Origin of the sequence: Myxococcus faecalis (assembly GCF_050039385.1) — a bacterium.
Lineage (GTDB): Bacteria > Myxococcota > Myxococcia > Myxococcales > Myxococcaceae > Myxococcus > Myxococcus fulvus.
Genome location: NZ_CP144336.1, coordinates 2,846,525 through 2,865,730, shown reverse-complemented (window position 1 = coordinate 2,865,730; position 19,206 = coordinate 2,846,525). Strand labels below are relative to the sequence as shown.

General features: G+C 70.2%; 11 protein-coding genes and 12 tRNA genes. 3 read left to right on the top strand and 20 right to left on the bottom strand.

From position 1 onward, the window contains the following. Window positions 1-52: 52 nt before the first annotated feature. On the bottom strand, window positions 53-2,767 hold the full coding sequence (locus VZQ01_RS11275) for a serine/threonine-protein kinase (RefSeq protein ID WP_426747816.1): 2,715 nt from the start codon (window positions 2,765-2,767) through the stop codon (window positions 53-55). A gap of 1,587 nt (window positions 2,768-4,354) precedes the next feature. Next, on the bottom strand, window positions 4,355-5,566 hold the full coding sequence (locus VZQ01_RS11270; RefSeq protein ID WP_267697672.1) for a polysaccharide deacetylase family protein: 1,212 nt from the start codon (window positions 5,564-5,566) through the stop codon (window positions 4,355-4,357). Between the two features lie 361 nt (window positions 5,567-5,927). On the opposite strand from VZQ01_RS11270, the gene VZQ01_RS11265 reads away from it, so the two are divergent. Beyond that, window positions 5,928-9,569 (top strand): CARDB domain-containing protein, encoded by a 3,642-nt coding sequence (locus VZQ01_RS11265; RefSeq protein WP_426747815.1) that lies wholly within the window; start codon window positions 5,928-5,930, stop codon window positions 9,567-9,569. 48 nt (window positions 9,570-9,617) lie between these two features. Here the strand turns inward: VZQ01_RS11265 and VZQ01_RS11260 are convergent, their stop codons facing one another. From VZQ01_RS11260 to VZQ01_RS11185, 16 genes are all read right to left on the bottom strand, one after another. Next, window positions 9,618-12,437: an AAA family ATPase gene (locus tag VZQ01_RS11260; protein WP_141332461.1), complete on the bottom strand. Its 2,820-nt coding sequence runs from the start codon at window positions 12,435-12,437 to the stop codon at window positions 9,618-9,620. A gap of 238 nt (window positions 12,438-12,675) precedes the next feature. Further along, a tRNA-Ser gene (locus VZQ01_RS11255) sits at window positions 12,676-12,760 on the bottom strand. A gap of 9 nt (window positions 12,761-12,769) precedes the next feature. Continuing rightward, a tRNA-Ser gene (locus VZQ01_RS11250) sits at window positions 12,770-12,855 on the bottom strand. Between the two features lie 165 nt (window positions 12,856-13,020). Beyond that, window positions 13,021-13,563, bottom strand: coding sequence for an HNH endonuclease (locus VZQ01_RS11245; RefSeq protein WP_074949914.1), 543 nt, complete (start codon window positions 13,561-13,563; stop codon window positions 13,021-13,023). A gap of 20 nt (window positions 13,564-13,583) precedes the next feature. After that, window positions 13,584-13,657: transfer RNA gene (locus VZQ01_RS11240), tRNA-Leu, on the bottom strand. Between the two features lie 50 nt (window positions 13,658-13,707). Further along, window positions 13,708-13,781, bottom strand: a tRNA-Leu gene (locus VZQ01_RS11235). Window positions 13,782-13,799: 18 nt separating this feature from the next. Continuing rightward, a tRNA-Val gene (locus tag VZQ01_RS11230) sits at window positions 13,800-13,872 on the bottom strand. Window positions 13,873-13,974: 102 nt separating this feature from the next. Beyond that, a tRNA-Arg gene (locus tag VZQ01_RS11225) sits at window positions 13,975-14,049 on the bottom strand. Between the two features lie 14 nt (window positions 14,050-14,063). Next, window positions 14,064-14,137, bottom strand: a tRNA-Arg gene (locus tag VZQ01_RS11220). A 6-nt stretch (window positions 14,138-14,143) separates the two neighbouring features. Continuing rightward, a tRNA-Ala gene (locus VZQ01_RS11215) sits at window positions 14,144-14,214 on the bottom strand. A gap of 22 nt (window positions 14,215-14,236) precedes the next feature. Further along, window positions 14,237-14,310: transfer RNA gene (locus VZQ01_RS11210), tRNA-Thr, on the bottom strand. A 101-nt stretch (window positions 14,311-14,411) separates the two neighbouring features. Continuing rightward, window positions 14,412-14,484: transfer RNA gene (locus VZQ01_RS11205), tRNA-Phe, on the bottom strand. A 200-nt stretch (window positions 14,485-14,684) separates the two neighbouring features. Beyond that, window positions 14,685-14,757: transfer RNA gene (locus tag VZQ01_RS11200), tRNA-Gln, on the bottom strand. A gap of 5 nt (window positions 14,758-14,762) precedes the next feature. Then, window positions 14,763-14,833 (bottom strand) — tRNA-Lys (locus tag VZQ01_RS11195). Window positions 14,834-15,115: 282 nt separating this feature from the next. Continuing rightward, window positions 15,116-15,274, bottom strand: a complete 159-nt coding sequence (locus tag VZQ01_RS11190) for a hypothetical protein (protein ID WP_426747814.1) — start codon at window positions 15,272-15,274, stop codon at window positions 15,116-15,118. Between the two features lie 103 nt (window positions 15,275-15,377). Continuing rightward, on the bottom strand, window positions 15,378-16,187 hold the full coding sequence (locus VZQ01_RS11185; protein ID WP_426747813.1) for a helix-turn-helix transcriptional regulator: 810 nt from the start codon (window positions 16,185-16,187) through the stop codon (window positions 15,378-15,380). A gap of 89 nt (window positions 16,188-16,276) precedes the next feature. Here VZQ01_RS11185 and VZQ01_RS11180 point away from each other — a divergent pair, with 89 nt between their 5' ends. Continuing rightward, on the top strand, window positions 16,277-16,930 hold the full coding sequence (locus VZQ01_RS11180) for a glutathione S-transferase family protein (RefSeq protein ID WP_426747812.1): 654 nt from the start codon (window positions 16,277-16,279) through the stop codon (window positions 16,928-16,930). Window positions 16,931-17,288: 358 nt separating this feature from the next. On the opposite strand, the gene VZQ01_RS11175 is transcribed toward VZQ01_RS11180, so the two are convergent. Both VZQ01_RS11175 and VZQ01_RS11170 read right to left on the bottom strand, forming a co-directional pair. Beyond that, window positions 17,289-17,546, bottom strand: coding sequence for a hypothetical protein (locus VZQ01_RS11175; RefSeq protein WP_223747783.1), 258 nt, complete (start codon window positions 17,544-17,546; stop codon window positions 17,289-17,291). A gap of 98 nt (window positions 17,547-17,644) precedes the next feature. Beyond that, window positions 17,645-17,794 (bottom strand): LytTR family DNA-binding domain-containing protein, encoded by a 150-nt coding sequence (locus VZQ01_RS11170; RefSeq protein ID WP_426748952.1) that lies wholly within the window; start codon window positions 17,792-17,794, stop codon window positions 17,645-17,647. A 266-nt stretch (window positions 17,795-18,060) separates the two neighbouring features. Here VZQ01_RS11170 and VZQ01_RS11165 point away from each other — a divergent pair, with 266 nt between their 5' ends. Beyond that, window positions 18,061-19,203, top strand: a complete 1,143-nt coding sequence (locus VZQ01_RS11165; RefSeq protein ID WP_426747811.1) for a serine/threonine protein kinase — start codon at window positions 18,061-18,063, stop codon at window positions 19,201-19,203. The last annotated feature ends 3 nt before the right edge of the window (window positions 19,204-19,206 follow it).

Genomic DNA, 19,206 nt, shown 5'->3' with positions numbered 1-19,206 from the left:
TCGGGCGAGGCCGGCGCGAAGGTGCTTGGGATGGTTTTCGAGGGTTGGCTTTTCAGGGACGTGACACGGGGCCGGTGCTCATCCAGTCCCGGACGCGGCGGGCCTCGGCGGTCCACAGGTCCGGTGTGGCCTCGTAGAAGCCCAGGGCCTGCTGCGCGAGAGAGCGCGCGCGGGAGGACTCGGCGGCGCCGAGGGCGCGGGCGAGGGCGAAGCGGGTGGCGGCCAGGTCCTCTCCGAGGCCCGGCGTGGTGGCCCGCAGGGTGAGGGCGCGCTCCAGCGTGGCCCGGGCCTCGCGGGTGCGTCCCAGCGCGAGCTGCGCGAGGCCGAGCGTGGTCAGCGGCGCGGCCTGGTCGGGGTGGCCCTTCTGGAAGGCCTCGTAGGCGTTCACGCTGCTGCGGGCCAGCTCCACCGCGTCGCGCGTGCGTCCCTCGCTCAACGCGAGCTGGGCCAGAAGCGCCCAGTCGGCCGCGGTCTCCGGATGCGTGGCGCCGTGGGTCTTCAGGTCCAGCGCGAGGGCGCGCTCCCGCAGTGGACGCGCCTCCGAGAAGCGCCCGAGGGATTCCAATGCGGTAGCAAGGTTGTTGAGGGGATAGCTGAGCGTCGCGCTGTCGGGGCCCATCGCGCGCTCCTCCAGGGTGATGGCCTGGTGCAGGTAGGGCAGGGCCTCGTCGAAGCGGCGGCGGAGCGTCAGGTGATAGCCGACGGCGTTGGCGGCCAGGGCCGTCTGGGGATGGTCGGGCCCCATCACCACCTTCGTGAGGTCGAGCACGCGGTGGAGCAGCTTCGAGGTGCGCTCCGTCTCGTCGGTGCGGGAGAGAGCGGAGGCTTGATTGCGCAGGGACTCGAGCGTGAGCAGGTGCTCGGGGCCGTGCGCCTGTTCGCGCAGGGCCGCCGAGCGACCGAAGGCCTCCGCGGCCTCGGCGTACTGGCCGCGGAAGAACGCGTTGCGCGCGAGGCTCGTGTGGAGCAGGGCCTCCAGCTCCGGGGCGCCCCCCGCGCGCTCGATGCTGGCGCGGGCCTGCGCGACGCCCCACTCCTCGAGCTCGGGGGAGCGCGAGAGGGTGGTGACCCAGCGGGCGGCGGCGCGCGCGGCGACCTCGTCATGGCGCGTGGCCTGGGCGAGGAGCAGGGCCTCTCGCAGCGCCTTCTGCGCGCGCGCTTCGTCTCCGAGCACCAGGCCCAGGCGTCCCTCCAGCTCCAGCGCCTCCGCGAGCACGGGGCGGTAGCCGAGCGCGCGGGCCTGGACGAGCAGCGCCTGGAGCTCCGTGTGGGCCTGCTCGTAGCGGCCCGCGTCCACCAGGGCGGTGGTGCGGTCCAGTCCGGCGCGGAGGCGCTCCACGCGCTGGCGTTGCTCGCTCGACTCGGGGAGGCCCAGGCGCAGGGCGTCCACGTTCGCGCAGTCGTCGACGGAGGGCAGCCGCTGGGCGGCGTCCAGCGCGGTGGCGAAGGAGGCTTCGTCCGTCTGCGCGAGCACGCCCACCACGGCGTCGAGCGTCGAGCGGCGCCGCTCCAGGCACGCCATGCGCAGGGACAGCACCGCGTCGGATTGGTGGCCATGCACACGGGTGGCCTCGCAGGCCTCCAGGTGCATGCGCGTCCAGTCCTGGGCGAAGGTGTCCAGGCTCTGCGTCACGCGCGACAGCAGCTCGGGGGCCTGGGGCTTGTGGGTGGCGGAGAACGCCTTGCTCACGGCGTCCCTGCGCGAGGCGTCCCAGATGCCCGTCAGCCGCGCCCCTGCCTCCAGACAAGGCGCGTGACGGCGATTGCCCATCCACCACGCGACGCCGATGGCGCCGTAGAGCACGAGCACGCCGGCGGCCATGATGCCCCGGCGTCGCCAGATGACGGACGGGTCCTTGCTCAGCTCCGCGAGCAGGGCCTCCATGGAGGGGTAGCGGGCGTCGGGGGTGGGCGCGAGTCCCCGGCTGATGGCGCGCAGCAACCACGCGGGGACGCGGCTGCCTCGCGGAGGTGGGCGCACGTTGCCGGCGAGCGACTCGCGCAGGTAGACGCTGGCGGCCTTGCCCTCGAAGGGGAGCTGTCCGTAGAGGGCCTCGTAGAGCGAGGCGCAGAAGCTGAACTGGTCTCCGCGCGCGTCGGTGCGTCCGTCCTCGTGTTGCTCGGGCGGCATGTACGCGGGCGTGCCCATGACGAGGCCCGCCTCGGTGAGCGGGGACTCCAGGAGGTCTTCGCGCCGCAGGGCGAGCTGGGAGGGCGCGGTGGGGCGGCCTTCCTCGGCGGCGTCCTGGTCCGCGCTGTTGCGAGCCAGTCCGAAGTCCGTCACCTGCGCGCGGCCGTCGCGGCTGACGAGCACGTTGGCGGGCTTGAAGTCACGGTGGACGAGCCCGGCGGCGTGCGCGGCGGCGAGCCCCTTGCCAGCCTGGCGGAAGAGGTCGAGGACGTCGCGCCAGGAGTGGTCCGTGGCGCGCAGCCAGTGGCGCAGGGACACGCCGTCGACCAGCTCCATGGCGATGAAGACGCGGCCGGCGAAGGTGCCCGCGTCGTAGACGGAGACGACGTTGGGGTGGGAGAGGCGGGCCATGGCCTGGGCCTCTCGCAGCAGGCGCGTCGCGCCGTCGGCGCGGACCACGGTGTTGGCGCTCGGGTGGAGCAGCTTGATGGCGACGCGGCGGTGCAGCTCCGGGTCGTAGGCGTTGTAGACGACGCCCATGCCGCCCGAGCCCAGCTTGTCGAGGATGTGGTACCGGCCGACGAGCGTCCGCGAGGGAGCCTCGATGGATGGCGGCTCCGACGATGGGCGAGGCACACGCTGGCTGTTGCCGGGTGGCGGAGCGACCTGCGTGCCAGCGCCGAAGGGAGGGCGGGGCGGAGGAGCGACCTGTGTGCCCTCGACGACGGGAGGGCGGGGTGGCGGAGCGACCTGCGTGCCCTCGACGACGGGAGGGCGGGGCGGAGGAGCGACCTGCGTGCCCTCGCCGTAGGTCGGTGATGGAGCGCCGGCGCTGGACGGGCCTTGGGAAGCCGCGACCGCCTCGGAGGCGGAGGGAGGCGGAGGACCGGAGGCGCTCGCACCGGCCATCGGCCGAGAGGCAGGCGAGGGTACGGAGGTGCTTGCTCCGACCAGTGGCCGAGAGGGAGGCGAAGGACTGGAGGTGCTCGTGCCCACCGGTGCCCGCGATGACGGCGGCGGCACGGAGCTGCTCGCGCCGGCCAGGGGGCGCGACGGCGGAGGAGACGCGGAAGCGTCTTCACCGACCAGGGTGCGCGATGGATTCACGGGGGACTGCCTCGTGCTTGCGGACGAGGCCGGGGAAGAAGGGGTCGCCGCGTTCATCCCGAGGGGACTCGCTGGTGGCGTAGGTGCACGTCCAGCAGCCACGGCTGATGCTGGGTCCGATGTCGCCGCCGCGTTCGTCCTGAGAGGCCCCGCTGGTGGCGTCGGTGCACGTCCAGCATTCGCGGATGATGCTGGGTCCGATGTCGCCGCCGCGTTCGTCCTGAGAGGCTCCGCTGGTGGCGCAAGTGCACGTCCCTCATTCTCGGAAGACGCTGGAGCCGATGTCGCCGCCGCGTTCGTCCTGAGAGGCCCCGCTGGTGGCGTAGGCGAGCGTCCAGCCGCCACGGATGACGCTGGAGCCGATGTGGCCGCCACGCTCGTCCCGAGCGGAGCCGGTGGAGCCGCGGCCGAACGTCCCTCATTCGCGGATGACGCTGGAGGCGAGGTGACGGGACTGCTCGCGCCGACGGGAGGCCGCGACGGTTGCCCCGAACTCATGGACACCTTCGGCGCCGGCGCAATCTGGGTCCCCGCCTCCGCGACCGCTGGGAGCTCCAGCAACGTCTTCGGACCCTCCAGGCGCCGGGGCACTGGCGCAATCAGTGTCCCCGCGTCCGGCGCGGCCTCCTCGGGATGAGCGCTCGAACTGCCCACCTCCGGGTCCATGCCCCTCTTCCGCGCGGCACGCAGTGGCTCCGTGGGCGGGTCGAAATCCCCCACCATCGCCATCAACGCGGCGCGCGGTAGGGCCAGCTCCGTGGCGTCCTCCTGCTGCGGCGTGACGCGATGTGCCGCGCTGCCGGGCGGTGTCAGCCTCGCCAGGAGCGCCGCGCACGCACGGCATCCCTCCGCATGACGCCGCAGGCGCTGGGCCTCCGCGACGGAGAGCACACCGCTGACCAGCGCTTGCGCGGTCTTCTCGTCGAAGCAGGACACCCCTCGGATGTAACCCCACACGGCGGGTACATGAGAAGGGGGCCCGGATTCGCGACTCCCAATGGGCCACACAAGGGTCGGACACAGCCCATTCTCAGCCGATGGGAGCCCTGTCTGTCCTTTCGGCCCCACCCCCGGATGCCGCGGCGCGGCGAGCCGACCCCGCGCCGCCCGGGAGCCTCATCGGGGGATGAGAGCGATTGAGTCCAGGTACACCGCCGCCTGGTCTGCTCCCGAGTCGTCCTGGATGTAGAGGTCCTGCATCACGCCCGACGAGGCCCCCAGCGCATCGAGCGAGAGCGTGACCTTGCGCCACTCGCCCGCGACCAGCGGCCCGCCCAGCGCCTCGTCCAGCCGCTGACTCCCGAGCACGTTGGTGCCGTCATGCAGCACGACGCGCACCCCCTGACCGCCCGTGGTGCCACCATGCACCCACAACTCCAGGGACTGGTACCCCGACAGGTCCACGCCCGAGTGGTGGAGCATCAACCCCGCCCACGCGTCGGGCTCGAAGCGGATGGACGCCGAGCCCGAGTGGACCGTGGTCGTCTCGTCCAGCGAGTGCTCTGCCCAGCTCCAATCCGCGAAGCCTCCCTCCAGGGCATCGCCATAGATGCTCATCCCCGCGGTCGGCTCCGGCTCCGTGCGGCCGTTCATCAGCGCGAGCCCCTGCGACAGCGTCACCGTGAGCGCGCCCCGGGTGCGGAGGTGGTCCAGGATGCTCGCGAAGTTGGACGTCTTGTATTGCGTGTCGCGGGTCGGCGTTCCGTCCACGAACTCGTGGAAGACGAGGATGAGCCAGCTCTTCTCCGCGAGGGCCTGGTCAATCCAGCCGCGCACCGTGGCGACGGAGACGCCACGCGCCACGTCGTTGCCACGCAGCTCGTACACGATGGTGTCGCGGAAGTTCCGGCCCGCGTTCACCGTGCGGCTGCTGGCGTAGTGCTGCCGGATGGAGGCGAGCACGGTGGCGTCGTAGGCCCCATACGGGATGATGAAATCCGGCACCGCGCTCAGGCCCAGCGACCCCACCAGCCAGTCGCGCGAGTCCCGCAGCTCGGCGACGAGCTCGGTGGGCGACAGCGTGGTGAGGTCCGGGTGCGTGAGGGTATGGCTGGCGATGCCATTGCCCTCGGCGATGAGCGTCTGGACTTGGGAGGTGCTCATGTAGCCACCCCAGCCCTGGGCGAGCGCCTGGGTGATGATTCCATACGTCGCGGGAATCCCTCGCGCATTCAGCGCGGGCCGCGCCTTGGTGTACTGGGTGGCCCAGCCGTCATCCAGGGTGATGGTGACCATGCCCTGCGAGAAGGGCTCGGCCGCGAACGCGGACGTCGTCAACAGCACCAGCAGCGCGGCAAACCCTCGCATCGTCTCGGAACCCTTCGCCATGGACAGCCCCCCGGGGCAGTTCGCCGCATGCGGCGCGAGGCGCGCGATAGCAGAGGACTTCCACACAGGGCAACCCGAGGCCCTCGACACGTTGACCCGTGGATGCGCGTCGCGCTCAGGGGGCGCTGGGGACTCGCTCGCCGTCACACGTATCGAGAAGTGAGGTTTTGTCGTCGAGGGAGTCCTTTCCGACTTCATGAAACGGTCATGTTTCATCAGGGCTTTCATTCGGGCGGCCACACCCTTAGTACGCGTGCCTGGAGCCGGCGTCGAGGCTCGTCGCCGTGCTCCACATGTGACTTCAACGGGAGACTTCATGAAGAGGCCGGAGTGGAGCGTGACCGCCACGAGTTGGCTGGTCATGGGTTTGTTCATCGGTGTGGGCACGGGCTGTTCGGGAGGCGAAGGGGCCTCGCGGGAGCCCGGAGTCGAGGCGGCATCCAGTCCGCTCCAGACGGGGCCGGACCTCGTCATCCGCGAGCTGCGGGTCCCCGCGAGTGTGAGTCGGGGTCAGGGCTTCAACGCCGCGCTGACGGTGTGCAACCAGGGCAGCGCGCCGGTCAGCGGCGTGCAGACCCGGTTCTTCATGTCCGTGGATGACGTGCTGACACCCAGCGGCCCCCAGGCTCCTCCGCTGGACCAGCTGCTCGTGGGAGACTTCTCCCTGTCGCAGACGCTTACTCCAGGAGCCTGTGTATCGCGCGAGGTCTCGCTGACCGCCTCGCTGCCTGCGTTGGCCCAGCAGGACGGCGCCTACTACGTGGGGGCCATCGTGGATGACCCGTCCTCCGTCCAAGAGCTGCGGGAGGACAACAACAGCGCGGTCCAGCGCATCGGCGTGGGCAATCTCCCGGACCTGGTCATCACGGAGCTGCGCGCTCCCGCCAGCGTGATGACGCAGCAGATGTTCGAGGTCCAGGCCCGCGTGTGCAACCAGGGCACGACGGCCTCCTCCAGCACGTGGGTGAGCTTCCTGCTCTCCGTGGATGATGTGTTGACGCCGTCGGGGCCCGGCGCGCCTCCGCAGGACCAGGTCGTGGTGGGCTCGCTGCAGCTCCCCTGGTTGGAGCCGGGGCAGTGCATCGCTCGCTTCTCGCAAGTCGGCGCGTGGCTGCCGCCGTCGGGAAATGGCCAGGGGCGGTATGTGCTGGGCGCCATCGTGGACGACCCGGCCTCCGTGCCGGAGCTGCGCGAGGACAACAACACCCACGCGACCACCGTCATCGGGGTGGGCAGTCGCGCGGACCTGGTGGTCCGGGAGCTGTCGTCTCCCGCGAGCTTCACGCCCGGGCAGTCCACTCCCGTCCGCGTGACGGTGTGCAACCAGGGCACGCAGTCCAGTGGCTGGGCGCGGCTCGGGCTGTACCTGTCGCTCGATGACGTGCTGACGCCGATGACGCCTCCGGGGCCTCCGCCGTCGGACCAGGTGCAGGTGGGCATGGGCTCGTTCCCGTCGCTCGCGCCTGGCCAATGCCTGACGCGCGAGGAGAGTGTCTGGCCCTCGTTCCCGCCCATGCCCACGGAGGCCACCGCGCTCTATCTGGGTGCCATCGTGGATGACGCGGGCGAGGTGCTGGAGCTGCGCGAGGACAACAACACCTTCGTGAAGGGCCTGGTGGGGCTGGGGTATCGCCCGGACCTCGTCGTCACGGACGTGCAGGCTCCGCCCTCGATGTCCTTCAGCCAGTCCTTCCAGGCGACGGTGACGGTGTGCAACCAGGGCACGCAGTCCAGCAACCCGGTGCGCGCGCAGCTCTACCTCTCCACGACTCCGACGCTGTCGCCCATGCCGTCGGGCCCCGCGCCCATGCCGCCGAACCAGTCGCCGGTGGGCGACGTCCAGGTGTCCTCGCTGGTGCCGGGACAGTGCGCGACGCGCTCGCTGACGGGCTGGCCCATGGTGCCGCCGGGTGCGACGGGCGCGGGCCCCTTCTACGTGGGCGCCGTCGTGGATGACGTGAACCAGGTGCTGGAGCTTCGCGAGGACAACAACACCTTCGTGAAGGGGCTGGTCGGCGTGGGCAACGGGCCGGACCTGGTCATCACCGCGATGACCGCGCCGCCGAGCCTCGCCTCGGGGCAGCCCTTCCAGGCGACGGTGACGGTGTGCAACCAGGGCACCCAGCCGAGCAACCCCGCTCGCGCGCAGGTCTACCTGTCGACGGACACGGCCCTGACGCCGATGACGCCGTGGCCCGGCCCGTCGATGCCGCTGGACCAGACGCCGCAGGGTGAAATCTTCGTGCCCTCGCTGAGCCCGGGCGCGTGCCTGGTGCGCGAAGGGGCGATGCCGGGCGCCGTCATCCCGCCGGCTGGAACGGGCGATGGGGCGTACTACCTGGGCGCCATCGTGGACGACCCGCCCTCCGTGCAGGAGCTGCGCGAGGACAACAACGCCTTCATCCAGGGGCAAGTGGGCGTGGGCCTCATGCCGGATCTGGTCGTCACGGCGCTGGGCTCGCCGGAGAGCCTGCCAACCTCGGGGCCCACCACGGTGACGGTGACGGTGTGCAACCAGGGCACCCGCCCCAGCAACTCGACGCAGGCGCAGCTCTTCGTGTCCTCGGACGCGGTGCTCTCGCCCATGTCGTCGAGCCCCGGCCCCGCGCCCATGGACCAGGTCCCGGTGGGCTCCGTCTCCGTGCCGTCCCTCGGCGCGGGCCAGTGCACCACGCGCTCCAACCCGGTGTGGGCCTCCATTCCGCCGGACTCGCAAGGGGGTGGCGCGTTCTTCCTGGGCGCCATCGTGGATGAGCCGTCGTCCGTGCAGGAGCTGCGCGAGGACAACAACAGCTTCGTGAAGCGCGTGGGCGTCGGCCAGCGCCCGGACCTGGTCATCACCGCGATGACCGCGCCCCGGAGCGTGGGGGTGAGCCTGCCGCTCGCCTTGTCCGTGAATGTCTGCAATCGCGGCACCCTGTCGAGCCCGCCGTCCACCGCGCGCGTCTACCTGTCGACGGACGCCGTGCTGACGGCCACCGCGCCGTCCGCGCCTCCCGCCATGGACCAGGTGATGCTCGGGAGCGTGGATGTCCCCGCGCTCGCCATCGGCCAGTGCCTCTCCCGCTCGCTCACACCGAACGCCTGGCTGCCGCCGGACGCGCAGGGCGATGGTGCCTACTTCCTGGGTGCCATCGTCGACGAGACGAACTCCGTGCAGGAGCTGCGCGAGGACAACAACGTCTTCCTCCACGGCCTCATCGGCGTGGGCAGCCGCTCCGACCTGGTCGTGACCGCGATGACCGCGCCGGCCAGCGCGCAGAATGGCCAGTCCCTGTCTGTCTCCGTGATGGTCTGCAACCACGGGACGATGCCCAGCCCCGTGTCGAGTGTCCGCCTCCTGCTGTCGGTCGATGACCAACTCTCCGCGTCGCCGCTGCCTTCGGAGGAACAGCAGCCGCTCGGCACCGTGGACGTGCCCGCCCTGGCCGTGAGTCAGTGCCTGCAGCGCAGCACCACCGTGTCGGTGACCGCACCGCCGGGCCTGCAGGGCTGGGTCTTCCACCTGGGCGCCATCGTCGACGCCGCGTCGCAGGTGCAGGAGCTGCGCGAGGACAACAACACCTTCGTCCACGGGCTCATCGGTATCGGCGCGAGGCCGGACCTCGTCGTGTCCTCGCTGACGGGGCCGGTGTCGGCCATCTCCGGCAGCCGCATCTCCGCGACGGTTCGGGTGTGCAACCAGGGGACGACGGCGAGCGCCTCGAGCACGGTGACGTTCGTGGTCTCGTTGGACACGAGCCTCGCCCCGGAGGCGCCCGTGCCCCCGGGTGGCGTGCCGCCGCTGGACCAGGTGCCCATGGGAGGCGCGAACATCCCCAGCCTGGCCCCGGGAGCCTGCATCACGCAGTCGGTGACCAACCTGCAGGTGAGCCTGCCCCCGGATGCGCAGGGGGCGCCCGGTGCCCGGTTCCTCGGTGCCTACGTGGACTCGTTCCTGGCGCAGCAGGAGCTGCGCGAGGACAACAACACGCGCACCACCCCGCTGACGGTGACGAACTAGCGTGAGGGCGGAGGGGACGGGGCCGTCGAGCCCGTCCCCTCGCCGCCTTCAGCTCCCCAGCGGAGGCTCGGTGGGGGCGCGTGAAATCCACGCGGCGATGAACACGTCCAGCTCGCCTCGCAGCACGTCCTTCACGCGGGGCGTGCCGGCGCCGGTGCGCGGGTCCTCTACCCGGGCGCTGCGTCCCAGGTAGTAGCGGCGCGCCTCATCCGTGCTGCCGCCCTGGCCCGCCACCACGCGCGCGGCGATGTCCTTGAGCTCCTCCAGCTCCCCCGCGCCGGTGAGCGTGAGCACGCGCCCGGTGGACTCGTCCTTCACCGTCACCTCCGTGCGCACGCGCTGGAGGTAGGCGCCCTCGTGGCTCTTCACCGGACGGCCCAGCACCTCCAAGAGCTCCAACTCCTCCTCGGAGAGCGCGCCGCCCCGGTGCACGCGGACATACGCGCGCTGGCGCTTCTCGTCCTCCAGGCGTCGGTGCATGCCCGCCTCTCCCGCGAGGAACCCGTATGCACCCGGCCCGGCGATGCGCACCACGACACGCGAGGGCTCGTCCGCCTCGGCCACCGCCACCGCCTCGTAGCCCCGGCGCTGCGCCCACCCCAGGTACATGGTGGCCAGCTCCTGCACCCACACCGCCTGCGTCTCCGCCGAGTCGCTCGCGCAGATGTCCACCAGCGCCTCGGTGTCCTGCTGCGAGGCGCCCGAGGCATGGAGCGCCTCGGCCATCTGCACCTCGCGCGCGACCTCCTCTACCTGCCGCGCCGCGGAGCCCAGCTGCACCTCGTTCTTCGCCTCGCGCACCAGCCGGCGGGCGAACAAGCACGCCGCCTCCAGCCGCTCCATCTCGTTGAGGTGGGCCTCCACCAGCCGGAAGGCGCGGATGACGTCCGCCGCGTGCGTGGGGTCGTCCCAGAGGTTGGGGGCCTGCGTCTCCGTGAGCAGGGCCGTCCTGCGCTCCTCCAGCTCCGGTCGCCCCGAGGACGCCGCCAGCGCGCGCGCCTTGCCCACCAGCCGGTCCATCTCCACCAGCAGCGACTTGCGGTCCAGCCGCCGCTTCACCGGGGCCGCGCGCGCGGAGGGCAGCAGCAACTGCGCGGTGGGCGACGGCGGCGGGGCTGCGGGCTCGGCCACGGCCACCACCCGGTCCCCCGCGCGTGCCTCCACGCGCACGGGCGTGCCCGGAGGCAGCGGCTTGCGCGCAATCTCCACCGCGAGCGCCGCGGTGAGCGTCTTCTCGATTTCACGCTGCAGGTAGCGCGCGCCGAACTGCGGCGAGTACCCGCGCTCGACGAGGATGTCGACCACCTCGGGCGTCACCTCCACGTCCAGCGAGCGCGCGCGGATGCCCTCGCGCTCCAGCACGCGGCCCACCTCGCGCTGGGCAATCTTGCGGATGTCCACCTTGGACAGCGGCTGGAAGTGACAGATGGCGTCGAAGCGGTTGAGGAACTCCGGACGGAAGGACTCGCCGATGCGCCGGTCCACCTCCGTCACCATCTCCTCCGCGCGCCGCGTGCCCGCGAAGCCCATGGCGGGCTCGCGGTACACCTCCGCGCCCACGTTGGACGTGGCGACGATGAGCGTGTTGTTGCACGACACCACCTCGCCCGCGCCGTTGACGAACGTGCCCTCGTCGAAGAGCTGGAGGTAGCGGTCGTGCACGCTGCGCGCGGCCTTCTCGAACTCGTCCAGCAGCAGCACGGAGAACACCTTGCCGTCGAGCAGCGCCGTCAGCTCGCCGCGCCGGGTCTCCAGCGCCGGCGCCCAGGACGCGCCGAAGGGCACGCTCTCGTCGCCGTCGTTCGGGTAGTCCGCCATGTTCAGGCGCACCAGTCTGTCCGCCGAGCCGAAGAGGTACTCGGCCAGCAGCTTCGCCAGCTGTGTCTTGCCCACGCCCGTGGGGCCCGCGAACAGGAACACGCCCAGCGGCCGGCGGGGGTCGTTCAGCCCCGCCTTGAGCAGCGCCACCGAGCGCAGCACCGCCGCCACCGCGTCCGTCTGGCCCAGGAGCCGCTCGCCGAAGAAGCGCTCGGTCTCCTCCAGGTCCAACGGCATCGCGTCGTCCACCACGAAGCGCGGCAGGCGCGTGGCGGCGCAGAAGCGGGTGAGCACGTCCTCGGGACCCACGTGGTCCTTGGCCGCGCCCGCCGCTTCCGCCGCCGTCTCCTTGAGCAGCTCGATGGCCTTGCGCGGCATGCGCTGCGCGAGCAGGAACTTGGACGACAGCCGCAGCGCCAGGTCGCACGCCGCCGGGTCGATGGGCAGCCGCAGCTCGCGCTCGAGCTCCTCCGCCACCCGTCCCAGCACCCAGCGCGCCTTCTCCAGCGGAGGCTCGTGCAGGGGCAGCAGGTGGAGCCGCTCGGCGAGCGCCTCGTCGGAGCGCAGGAGCTCCTGGACGCGCTTGGGCTCGGTCTCGAAGATGAACCGCATGCCGCTGGTGCGCAGCGCGCGCACGGCGACGGGGGCCAGGGGGCCGCCCAGCGCCACGGGCAAATCACGGATGTAGACGATGGGGCAGGCCTGCCGGGCGAGCCGGGCCAGCAGCTCCTCGAAGCTCTCCGCCGCCTGTCGTTGGGTGGAGCGCGCGAGGATGTTGGCGATGGACACCTCCACCAGCCGGGCCTGCGCCAGCTCCGCGTCCACGCGGCCCTCGGCGATGCGCCGGGCCACCTCCTGCACGAGCGCGCTCTTGCCCACGCCGGGGTCTCCGGCCAGCAGGGGATGCTTGCCACCGCGCGTCAGCAACCCGAGGACCTCCGTCACCGCGGCGTCCACGCCATGGGCGGCCGGCAGCCGGCCCTCGCGGGCCAACGCGGTCAGGTCCCGGTCGATGAGTCGCTCCTGGTCCTCGCTCTTCCTCGTCGCCATGTCTCGTCAACCGCCCCCTCGCCGGAGCACGCACTCTAACCGCTGAACCGTCGAGGTGAGCGCGCAATCCCGGCCTGGGTCGGCAACAGGCCCGCCTGTGCGAGCCGGGCCCGGACCCAGGGTGGGCGGGTGTGGCAGCGGAAGTCGGAGGACTCGAACCCCAAGCCGGAAGGCCGGCTCGCACCCGGTAGCAGCGGGGCCTGGCGCCATCGCCAGTCCAACTTCCAAAGAGACAGACCGGAGCAGGGTGGAGTCGAACCACGGGCCCCGAAGGGCCCTCCCGATTTCCAGCCGGGCGGCCGGCCACCCGGCCTGCATGCTCCAAGACACAGCGGAAGACAGGGGACTCGAACCCCGAGCGCGTCATGCACCCGCACCGTTTTCGAAACGGGCCGCCAGCCTCTGGCGTCGGTCTTCCAGGAAATGTGCCGGCAGCGGCGCTCCCGCCTGCCGGCGCGCGGGGAGCTTCCTCCGGGCGGGAGGTCCACCTCTGGCGGACCTCCTCATCCCCCGTCACCCGTGTGGGCGGGGACGAAGGGGACGGAGGCCCGCCTCTGGCGGACCTCCTCCACTCGGAGGGAGCTCAGGACTCCAGCTCGCCATGCCAGTACGCCACGTCCCTGAGGAACTTGGCCCACGACATGGGCATGCCCTTGTCGAAGACGAACGACAGGTGCAGGGTGTCCGGCAGCTTCTTGGGCTTCACCGGGGCGCAGCGCAGCGCCATCTTCGCGTGCTCCGGCGTCCGGTTGCCCTTCTTCTGGTTGCAGGGCACGCAGGCGATGACGACGTTGTCCCAGGTGGTGCGGCCGCCCTGGGCGCGAGGCACCACGTGGTCATACGTGGCCTCCGCGCGCGACACCTTCAGGCCGCAGTACTGGCAGCGGCAGTGGTCTCGCACGTAGACGTTCTCCCGGCTGAACTTCACGCCCTTGGGCCCCTTGCGCAGGCCGCGGAAGAACCGGATGACGGACGGCATGCGAATCTCCACCGTCACCGAGCGCACGAAGCGGTCCTCGTACTCCTCGACCACCTCGACCTTGCCCTGGAAGATGAGCATGACGGCGCGCTGCCAGGGAATCCGCGCGACGGGCTCGAAGGATTGACTGAGAACCAGCGTCTCCATGACGCAACGCCTTTCGTTTGTATCCGCGGCGAGACTCGAACTCGCACTGGGCCGGGTTTGAGCCGGCGGCCTCTCCCGTTTGGGCTACGCGGACGGACTTCGGGAGCTCCTGCTGACCTGCGACGACACGACGACGACGAACAGTGCCGGCGGCGGGAGTCGAACCCGCAACCTCCAGGTTCTCGACCTGGCACCTCTACCCATTGGGCTACACCGGCAAGACTTCGAGGACACAGTGCACGCCCCGGGAATCGAACCCGGCGAGAACGGTGTGTGGGACCGTCGCCGTCTCCAGCTGGCTCGGCGTGCGAAAGACGAGTTGCGGAGCAGGGAGTCGAACCCTGGAGGCCGGGCTTATGAGGCCCAGTGGGGCACCGACCCCACACCGCAGAAAGAGGTGAAAGCTTGTGAAGCCCCCGGCAGGATTCGAACCTGCGACCTTGCGCTTAGGACGCGCGTGCTCTGGTTCCGCTGAGCTACGGGAGCGTGAGGAGAGACAGTGCCCCTGGCAGGGATTGAACCTGCGGCCTCACGGTTCGGAACCGTGCGCTCTCATCCACTGAGCTACAAGGGCAAGAAGTGGAACCGCCGGGACTCGAACCCGGACCGCTCGGGTGCAAACCGAGTGCTCTCCCATTGAGCTACGGACCCATGATGACTGCGTGAAGAACAGTGCCCCCGGTCGGGTTCGAACCGACAACCGCCGGTTTACGAAACCGGTGCTGCTACCAGTTGAGCTACAGGGGCGAAACGAAACAGGCCGCCGAGGAGTTGAACCCCGCCCGCTCGGATTTGGAGTCCAGGCTGCTCCCGGAGCGCGGCCTATGAAGGTGAAGCAGTGCTGCGAGTGCCGACCCTCGGAATCGAACCGAGTCCTCCCGCTCTTCAGACGGGCGCGCGGACCACCTACGCCAGGTCGGCAAGTGTGAAGCTCCCCGAACGAAACTCTGTGCGAACTCGTTCTCTGTTTTTCTCTAGAGAACTCGAACTCTCTGAGCGGTAGAAAGGCGAGTGGTATTCAGGGGTTTGAGACTGGGGCCTGCGGTTGTCCTTCAATCGGGGCCCGATTGGTGCTGCGAACTTCGGCAGGGAGCCGGCCCTCAGAAGAGGGGCATGGAGAGAACCGGAGGCAGGCTTTGCACCTGCACCTGCGGAGTCAGAGTCCGCCATCCTTGCTGGTTAGACGACCCCGGTATGAGTACCTCCGGAGGGATTCGAACCCTCGCCGTCCGCTTAAGAGGCGGATGCTCTTCCAATGAGCTACGGAGGCAGATTGCTTGCCGCCCCGATGCTGGCGGGCGGCATACATTCACCACGACGATTCAGTTGTCAGAGACCTTGAGGCTGCCAGGGGACCCGAACCGGGATGACTGGCACACGAACGCGTGCCCGGTCCTCGGGGGATGCCCCGCGATGCGGTGAGGCTGTGTGTGGCGAGCCACGCGGGGGCGGCATGGGGGACGCTGGAGCCCGGAAAGCCGAGAGGCCGGGTCCCCCTGGATGGGAGCCCGGCCTCTGCGTGGCTTGGCGCGCCGATGTCGGAGCGCGAGCTTCAGCAGGGTACGGGCGGCTGGCCGTGAAGAAGGCCAAAACCCACGTTGGAGGTCGAGCCGAAGCTCGCGAGGGCGTCGGAGGCGGCGTTGAACTGGGACCAGAGGCTGTCGAGATTGCTGCGCTTCATCGGATTCATCCCCACCGTCAACGTCGTCATGGTCACCGCTCCTTTCAGGGAGAATCCACGGTGGATGATTTTCGTCCCTGACAAAGGCTCCGAACATCCTCGGGTCGTACCTGGCGGGCCCGCGCGGTGGGGCTCAGGGCGGCGGCGCTCGCTCCTGGAGCAGCTGCTCGACCGCGCGCGCGGAGGCGTCATCCACCGGCGAGAGGACGACCATGCTGAGGCCGTCGCTGTCATCGACGGTGAACATGGACGCCTCGAACCGGAGCTCACCCACGTCGGGGCGAACGAGCCGCCTGGGCCTCACGCCGTGCGTGTGCAGCTCGTTCTCGGCCCAGAGACGGCGGAAGTCCTCGCTCGTCGCCATCAGCTCGTCGACGAGCGCGGCCGCCTCCTGCGTGGCGCCCGCGCGCGCGATGGCGACGCGAAACGCGGCGAGGCAGGTTCGCTGCATGTCCTCGGCGTGGGGCAGGAACGTGGTGGCCTTGGGGTGGAAGACCCGGCGCAGCATGTTGCGCTCGTGCTCCGGCATGGCGGCGTAGTCGCCGAACAGCACGACGGCGGCGCGATTCCACGCGACGATCTGGAACGTCGGCGTCTTCACGAGCGCGGGCACGCGGAGGTTGTCCAGCACGCGCTGAAGGGCGGGAGTGACGTCGGCGGGCGGCGTGTGCCGGCGCGGAGGTGGGCGTTCATGCGCGAGCAGGAACAACATCTCGCGGTTCGTGTCGTCGAGCTCGAGCGCGCGAGCGAGGCGTTCGAGCACGTCGTCGGAGGGGACCCCGCCTCGCCCCTGTTCGAGCCACGTGTACCAGGTAACGCTCACGCCGGCGCGCGCCGCGACCTCCTCGCGACGCAGCCCTGGCGTGCGCCGCCTCCCAGTCACTTCGGGCTGGAGCCGCTCTCGGCGGGCGCGGAGGAATTCAGGGAGGGTGGTAGTCGCCATACCGGTATCCGGGCACGTCTTTTCGCCGTGCCATGCGCAGCCTACGGTTCGCGCATGACCACCACAACGCCACGGGCAGGAGTGCTGCCTTGCTGACGCTTCATCACCTCGGCCGCTCACAGTCCGAGCGCATCGTCTGGCTCTGTGAGGAGCTCGGGCTGGACTATGCGCTGAAGCGCTATGCGCGCCGGGCCGACAACCGGCTCGCGCCGCCGGAGTACAAGGCGCTCCACCCGATGGGCACGGCCCCCATCCTCACCGATGGAGACCTGGTCCTCGGCGAGTCCGGGGCCATCTGTGACTATCTCATCCAGACCCATGGAGGCGGCCGCCTCGCGGTGCGGCCCGGCGAGCCCGGCTTCGCCGACTACCTCTACTGGTTCCACTTCGCCAACGGGACGTTGCAACCCGTCGTCCTGCAGGTGAGATACCTGGAGCGAGTCGACCCTTCAGGAAGCTCCGCGCTGCTGCAGGCGGCCAGGGAGCGCTTCACGCTCGTCCTCTCCACCCTGGAGAAGCGGCTGGGCGAGGCTCCCTATCTGGCCGGCAACGCATTGACGGCCGCGGACATCATGACCGTGTTCTCGTTGACCACGATGCGGCTGTTCAGGCCGTATGACCTCTCGCCCTGGCCGGACATCCTGGCGTACCTGCAGCGCATTGGCGCGCGGCCGGCGTATCGCCGGGCAATGCAGAAGGCAGACCCGGATTTGACGCCGGTGCTGGGAGCCTCCCCGGAATAGGCCTCGGGCTTCACTGCTTCCGGCCCGGGCGGCAATCCCAGCGCCTCTCGTACTGCCCTGGAGAGGTCGTACAAGGCAGCACTGCACATGAGGAGGGCCAGATGCGAGCAGGCATCATCGGAGCAGTGATTGCGACGGTGCTGCCGATGGGCCGTGTTGGCTCCGGGCCCGGCCGCCGAGGAGCCCGACGCGCTCGGGCAGGTCGAGGGGCGCAGGTCGGACGACTGCGTGAAGCGAAGCCGTCCCAACTGCGTCATCCTCCCCTGGAACAGGAGGTTCGGGCTTCCCTGCCGCGGTGCAAGCGGTCAGGCGGACGGCAGTCTTTGGAGGGGATGCCGTCGCCGCCGGATGCGTCAGCTCAGCACTCCTGGATGTACACCGAATAGCTCGACCGGCCACCCCAGACATAGAGCCCGCCGCAGTAGCAACCATACTCACCGATGAGCTCGGTGTACGTGGCGTCGCTGTAGTACCTGTGGAGGTTCGCGTTCGGCTCGTTGGAGCAGTCCGGCAGCGGTGCCTCCTGCGAGGCCAGGTCCGGCTCGCCCTCCTGCGTCACGGGACCGCCACAGCCCACCAACGTCGCCAGCAGCGCACCAGGAATGAATGACCGCATGTGTCCTCCTCGAAGGGGAACACCATACCATGTGCGGTTCGTGACTGCGTTTGACGCAAGTCGTTGCAGGGAGTGGGTGTCCCCGTTCGCGGGTGGGGTTACGCCTCCCGCCGCTTGCGCAGGACGGGCAGTCGGCTGCGACCCACGGGCAGGCGGGTGCCGTCTCGCAGCTCCACTGCGGTGCGTGAGCCCTCCGAGGCGACGAGCTCACGGATGTCCGTCGTTCGGACGAGATAGGAGCGGTGGATGCGGACGAAGTCGGTGGGGAGCAGTTGCTCGAGCCGCTCCAGGCCCTTCTCGCTCAGCTCGGTGCCCCCGTCGCGGAGGCTCCAAGGCCGTGCACCTGGTGCTGGAGGGCGCGGGACAGGATGGGCTCTTCCAGTCGGACCCGCGCATCCTCGAGCGGATGACGTCCTTCCTGAAGGGCGAGGCGCTCCGCGACGAACGGTTGTAGCTCAAGTCGAAGCCCGGCGGTCCTTGACCCACCCGGCGTTCGAGCGGGAGTCGGGTCGCGGTGTTCGAGGCGGCGGCCCGATTCTCGCCTCCTGTCGCGAAATCGGGGGCGGCACATCTGCTAATCATCCGTCCCGTGACATCCCAACTCGGCCCATACACACGCACCCGACTGCTCTTCGGCGGCATCATCGAGGACCACCTCGCCCAGGTCTCCGGCCCGCGCGGGCGCGAGAAGCCGCTGGTGCTCCAGTGCCTCCGGTCGGACATGGCCGAGGATGTGGGGTTCGCGGAGCTGTTCCTCGACACGGGGAGGCATGCCACCCTGCTCGACCATCCGAACATCGTGAAGGTCTTCGACTTCGGTGTGACGGACGGCACGTACTTCCTCGCCAGGGAGCACATCGAGGGCCCCAGCCTGCACGAGGTGCTCAAGCACATGGCCGCCCAGCGGATGCCGCTTCCGGCGACCCTGTGCGCGCGCATCATCTCGCAGGTCTGCGAGGGGCTCGCCTTCGCCCATGACCTCGCGGACTCCGAGACGGGCGAGCCGCTGCGGCTCATCCACCGCTGTATCAGGCCTTACAACATCCTCCTGTCACACCAGGGGAAGGCCATGATGGTGGACTTCGGCGTCGACGAACTGCGGTCCCGGTTTACGCCGCGCATGATTCCCCTCGTTCACGACGAGGTCTACAACGCGCCCGACGTCATGAGCCGCACGCCGGTGGACCGGCGGATGGATGTCTATTCGCTCGGTGTGGTGCTCTATGAGCTGCTCACCCAGCGCAGGCCGTTCGAAGCCACGCCCGAAAGGAGCGTGATGCAGGCAATCCTGACCGAGCCCATGATACCCGCGGAGCGGCACCGGCCGGACCTGCCCGACGCCCTACGTGAAATCCTCGCCCGAGCGCTCGCCAAGGAGCGGGATGAGCGTTATCCGGACTGCCACGCGTTCAAGGCGGACCTGGAGAAGTTCATCCGCTCCACGGGTGAGTCAGTGAAACCGAAGCACGTGGCCCAGCTCGCCCAGCAGGTGAGCCCGACCTCGGACCGCCTGGAGGCTCAGCCACGGCTCACCGTGACGCGAGGTCGGATGCTCGCGGCGGCCGTGGGGCTCCTGGTGCTGCTCGGAGGCGGCCTCTTGCTCTGGCGGATGGGGGCCGCACCCGAGCCCCCGCGGGCCCCCGCTACGACTCCGTAGGGC

Bases quoted from the DNA above. Each gene is read 5' to 3' on its own strand.
- VZQ01_RS11185 (WP_426747813.1), bottom strand. From the start codon at position 16,187: ATGGCGACTACCACCCTCCCTGAATTCCTCCGCGCCCGCCGAGAGCGG.
- VZQ01_RS11175 (WP_223747783.1), bottom strand. From the start codon at position 17,546: ATGCGGTCATTCATTCCTGGTGCGCTGCTGGCGACGTTGGTGGGCTGT.
- VZQ01_RS11190 (WP_426747814.1), bottom strand. From the start codon at position 15,274: ATGACGACGTTGACGGTGGGGATGAATCCGATGAAGCGCAGCAATCTC.
- VZQ01_RS11270 (WP_267697672.1), bottom strand. From the start codon at position 5,566: ATGGCGAAGGGTTCCGAGACGATGCGAGGGTTTGCCGCGCTGCTGGTG.
- VZQ01_RS11260 (WP_141332461.1), bottom strand. From the start codon at position 12,437: ATGGCGACGAGGAAGAGCGAGGACCAGGAGCGACTCATCGACCGGGAC.
- VZQ01_RS11265 (WP_426747815.1), top strand. From the start codon at position 5,928: ATGGGTTTGTTCATCGGTGTGGGCACGGGCTGTTCGGGAGGCGAAGGG.
- VZQ01_RS11245 (WP_074949914.1), bottom strand. From the start codon at position 13,563: ATGGAGACGCTGGTTCTCAGTCAATCCTTCGAGCCCGTCGCGCGGATT.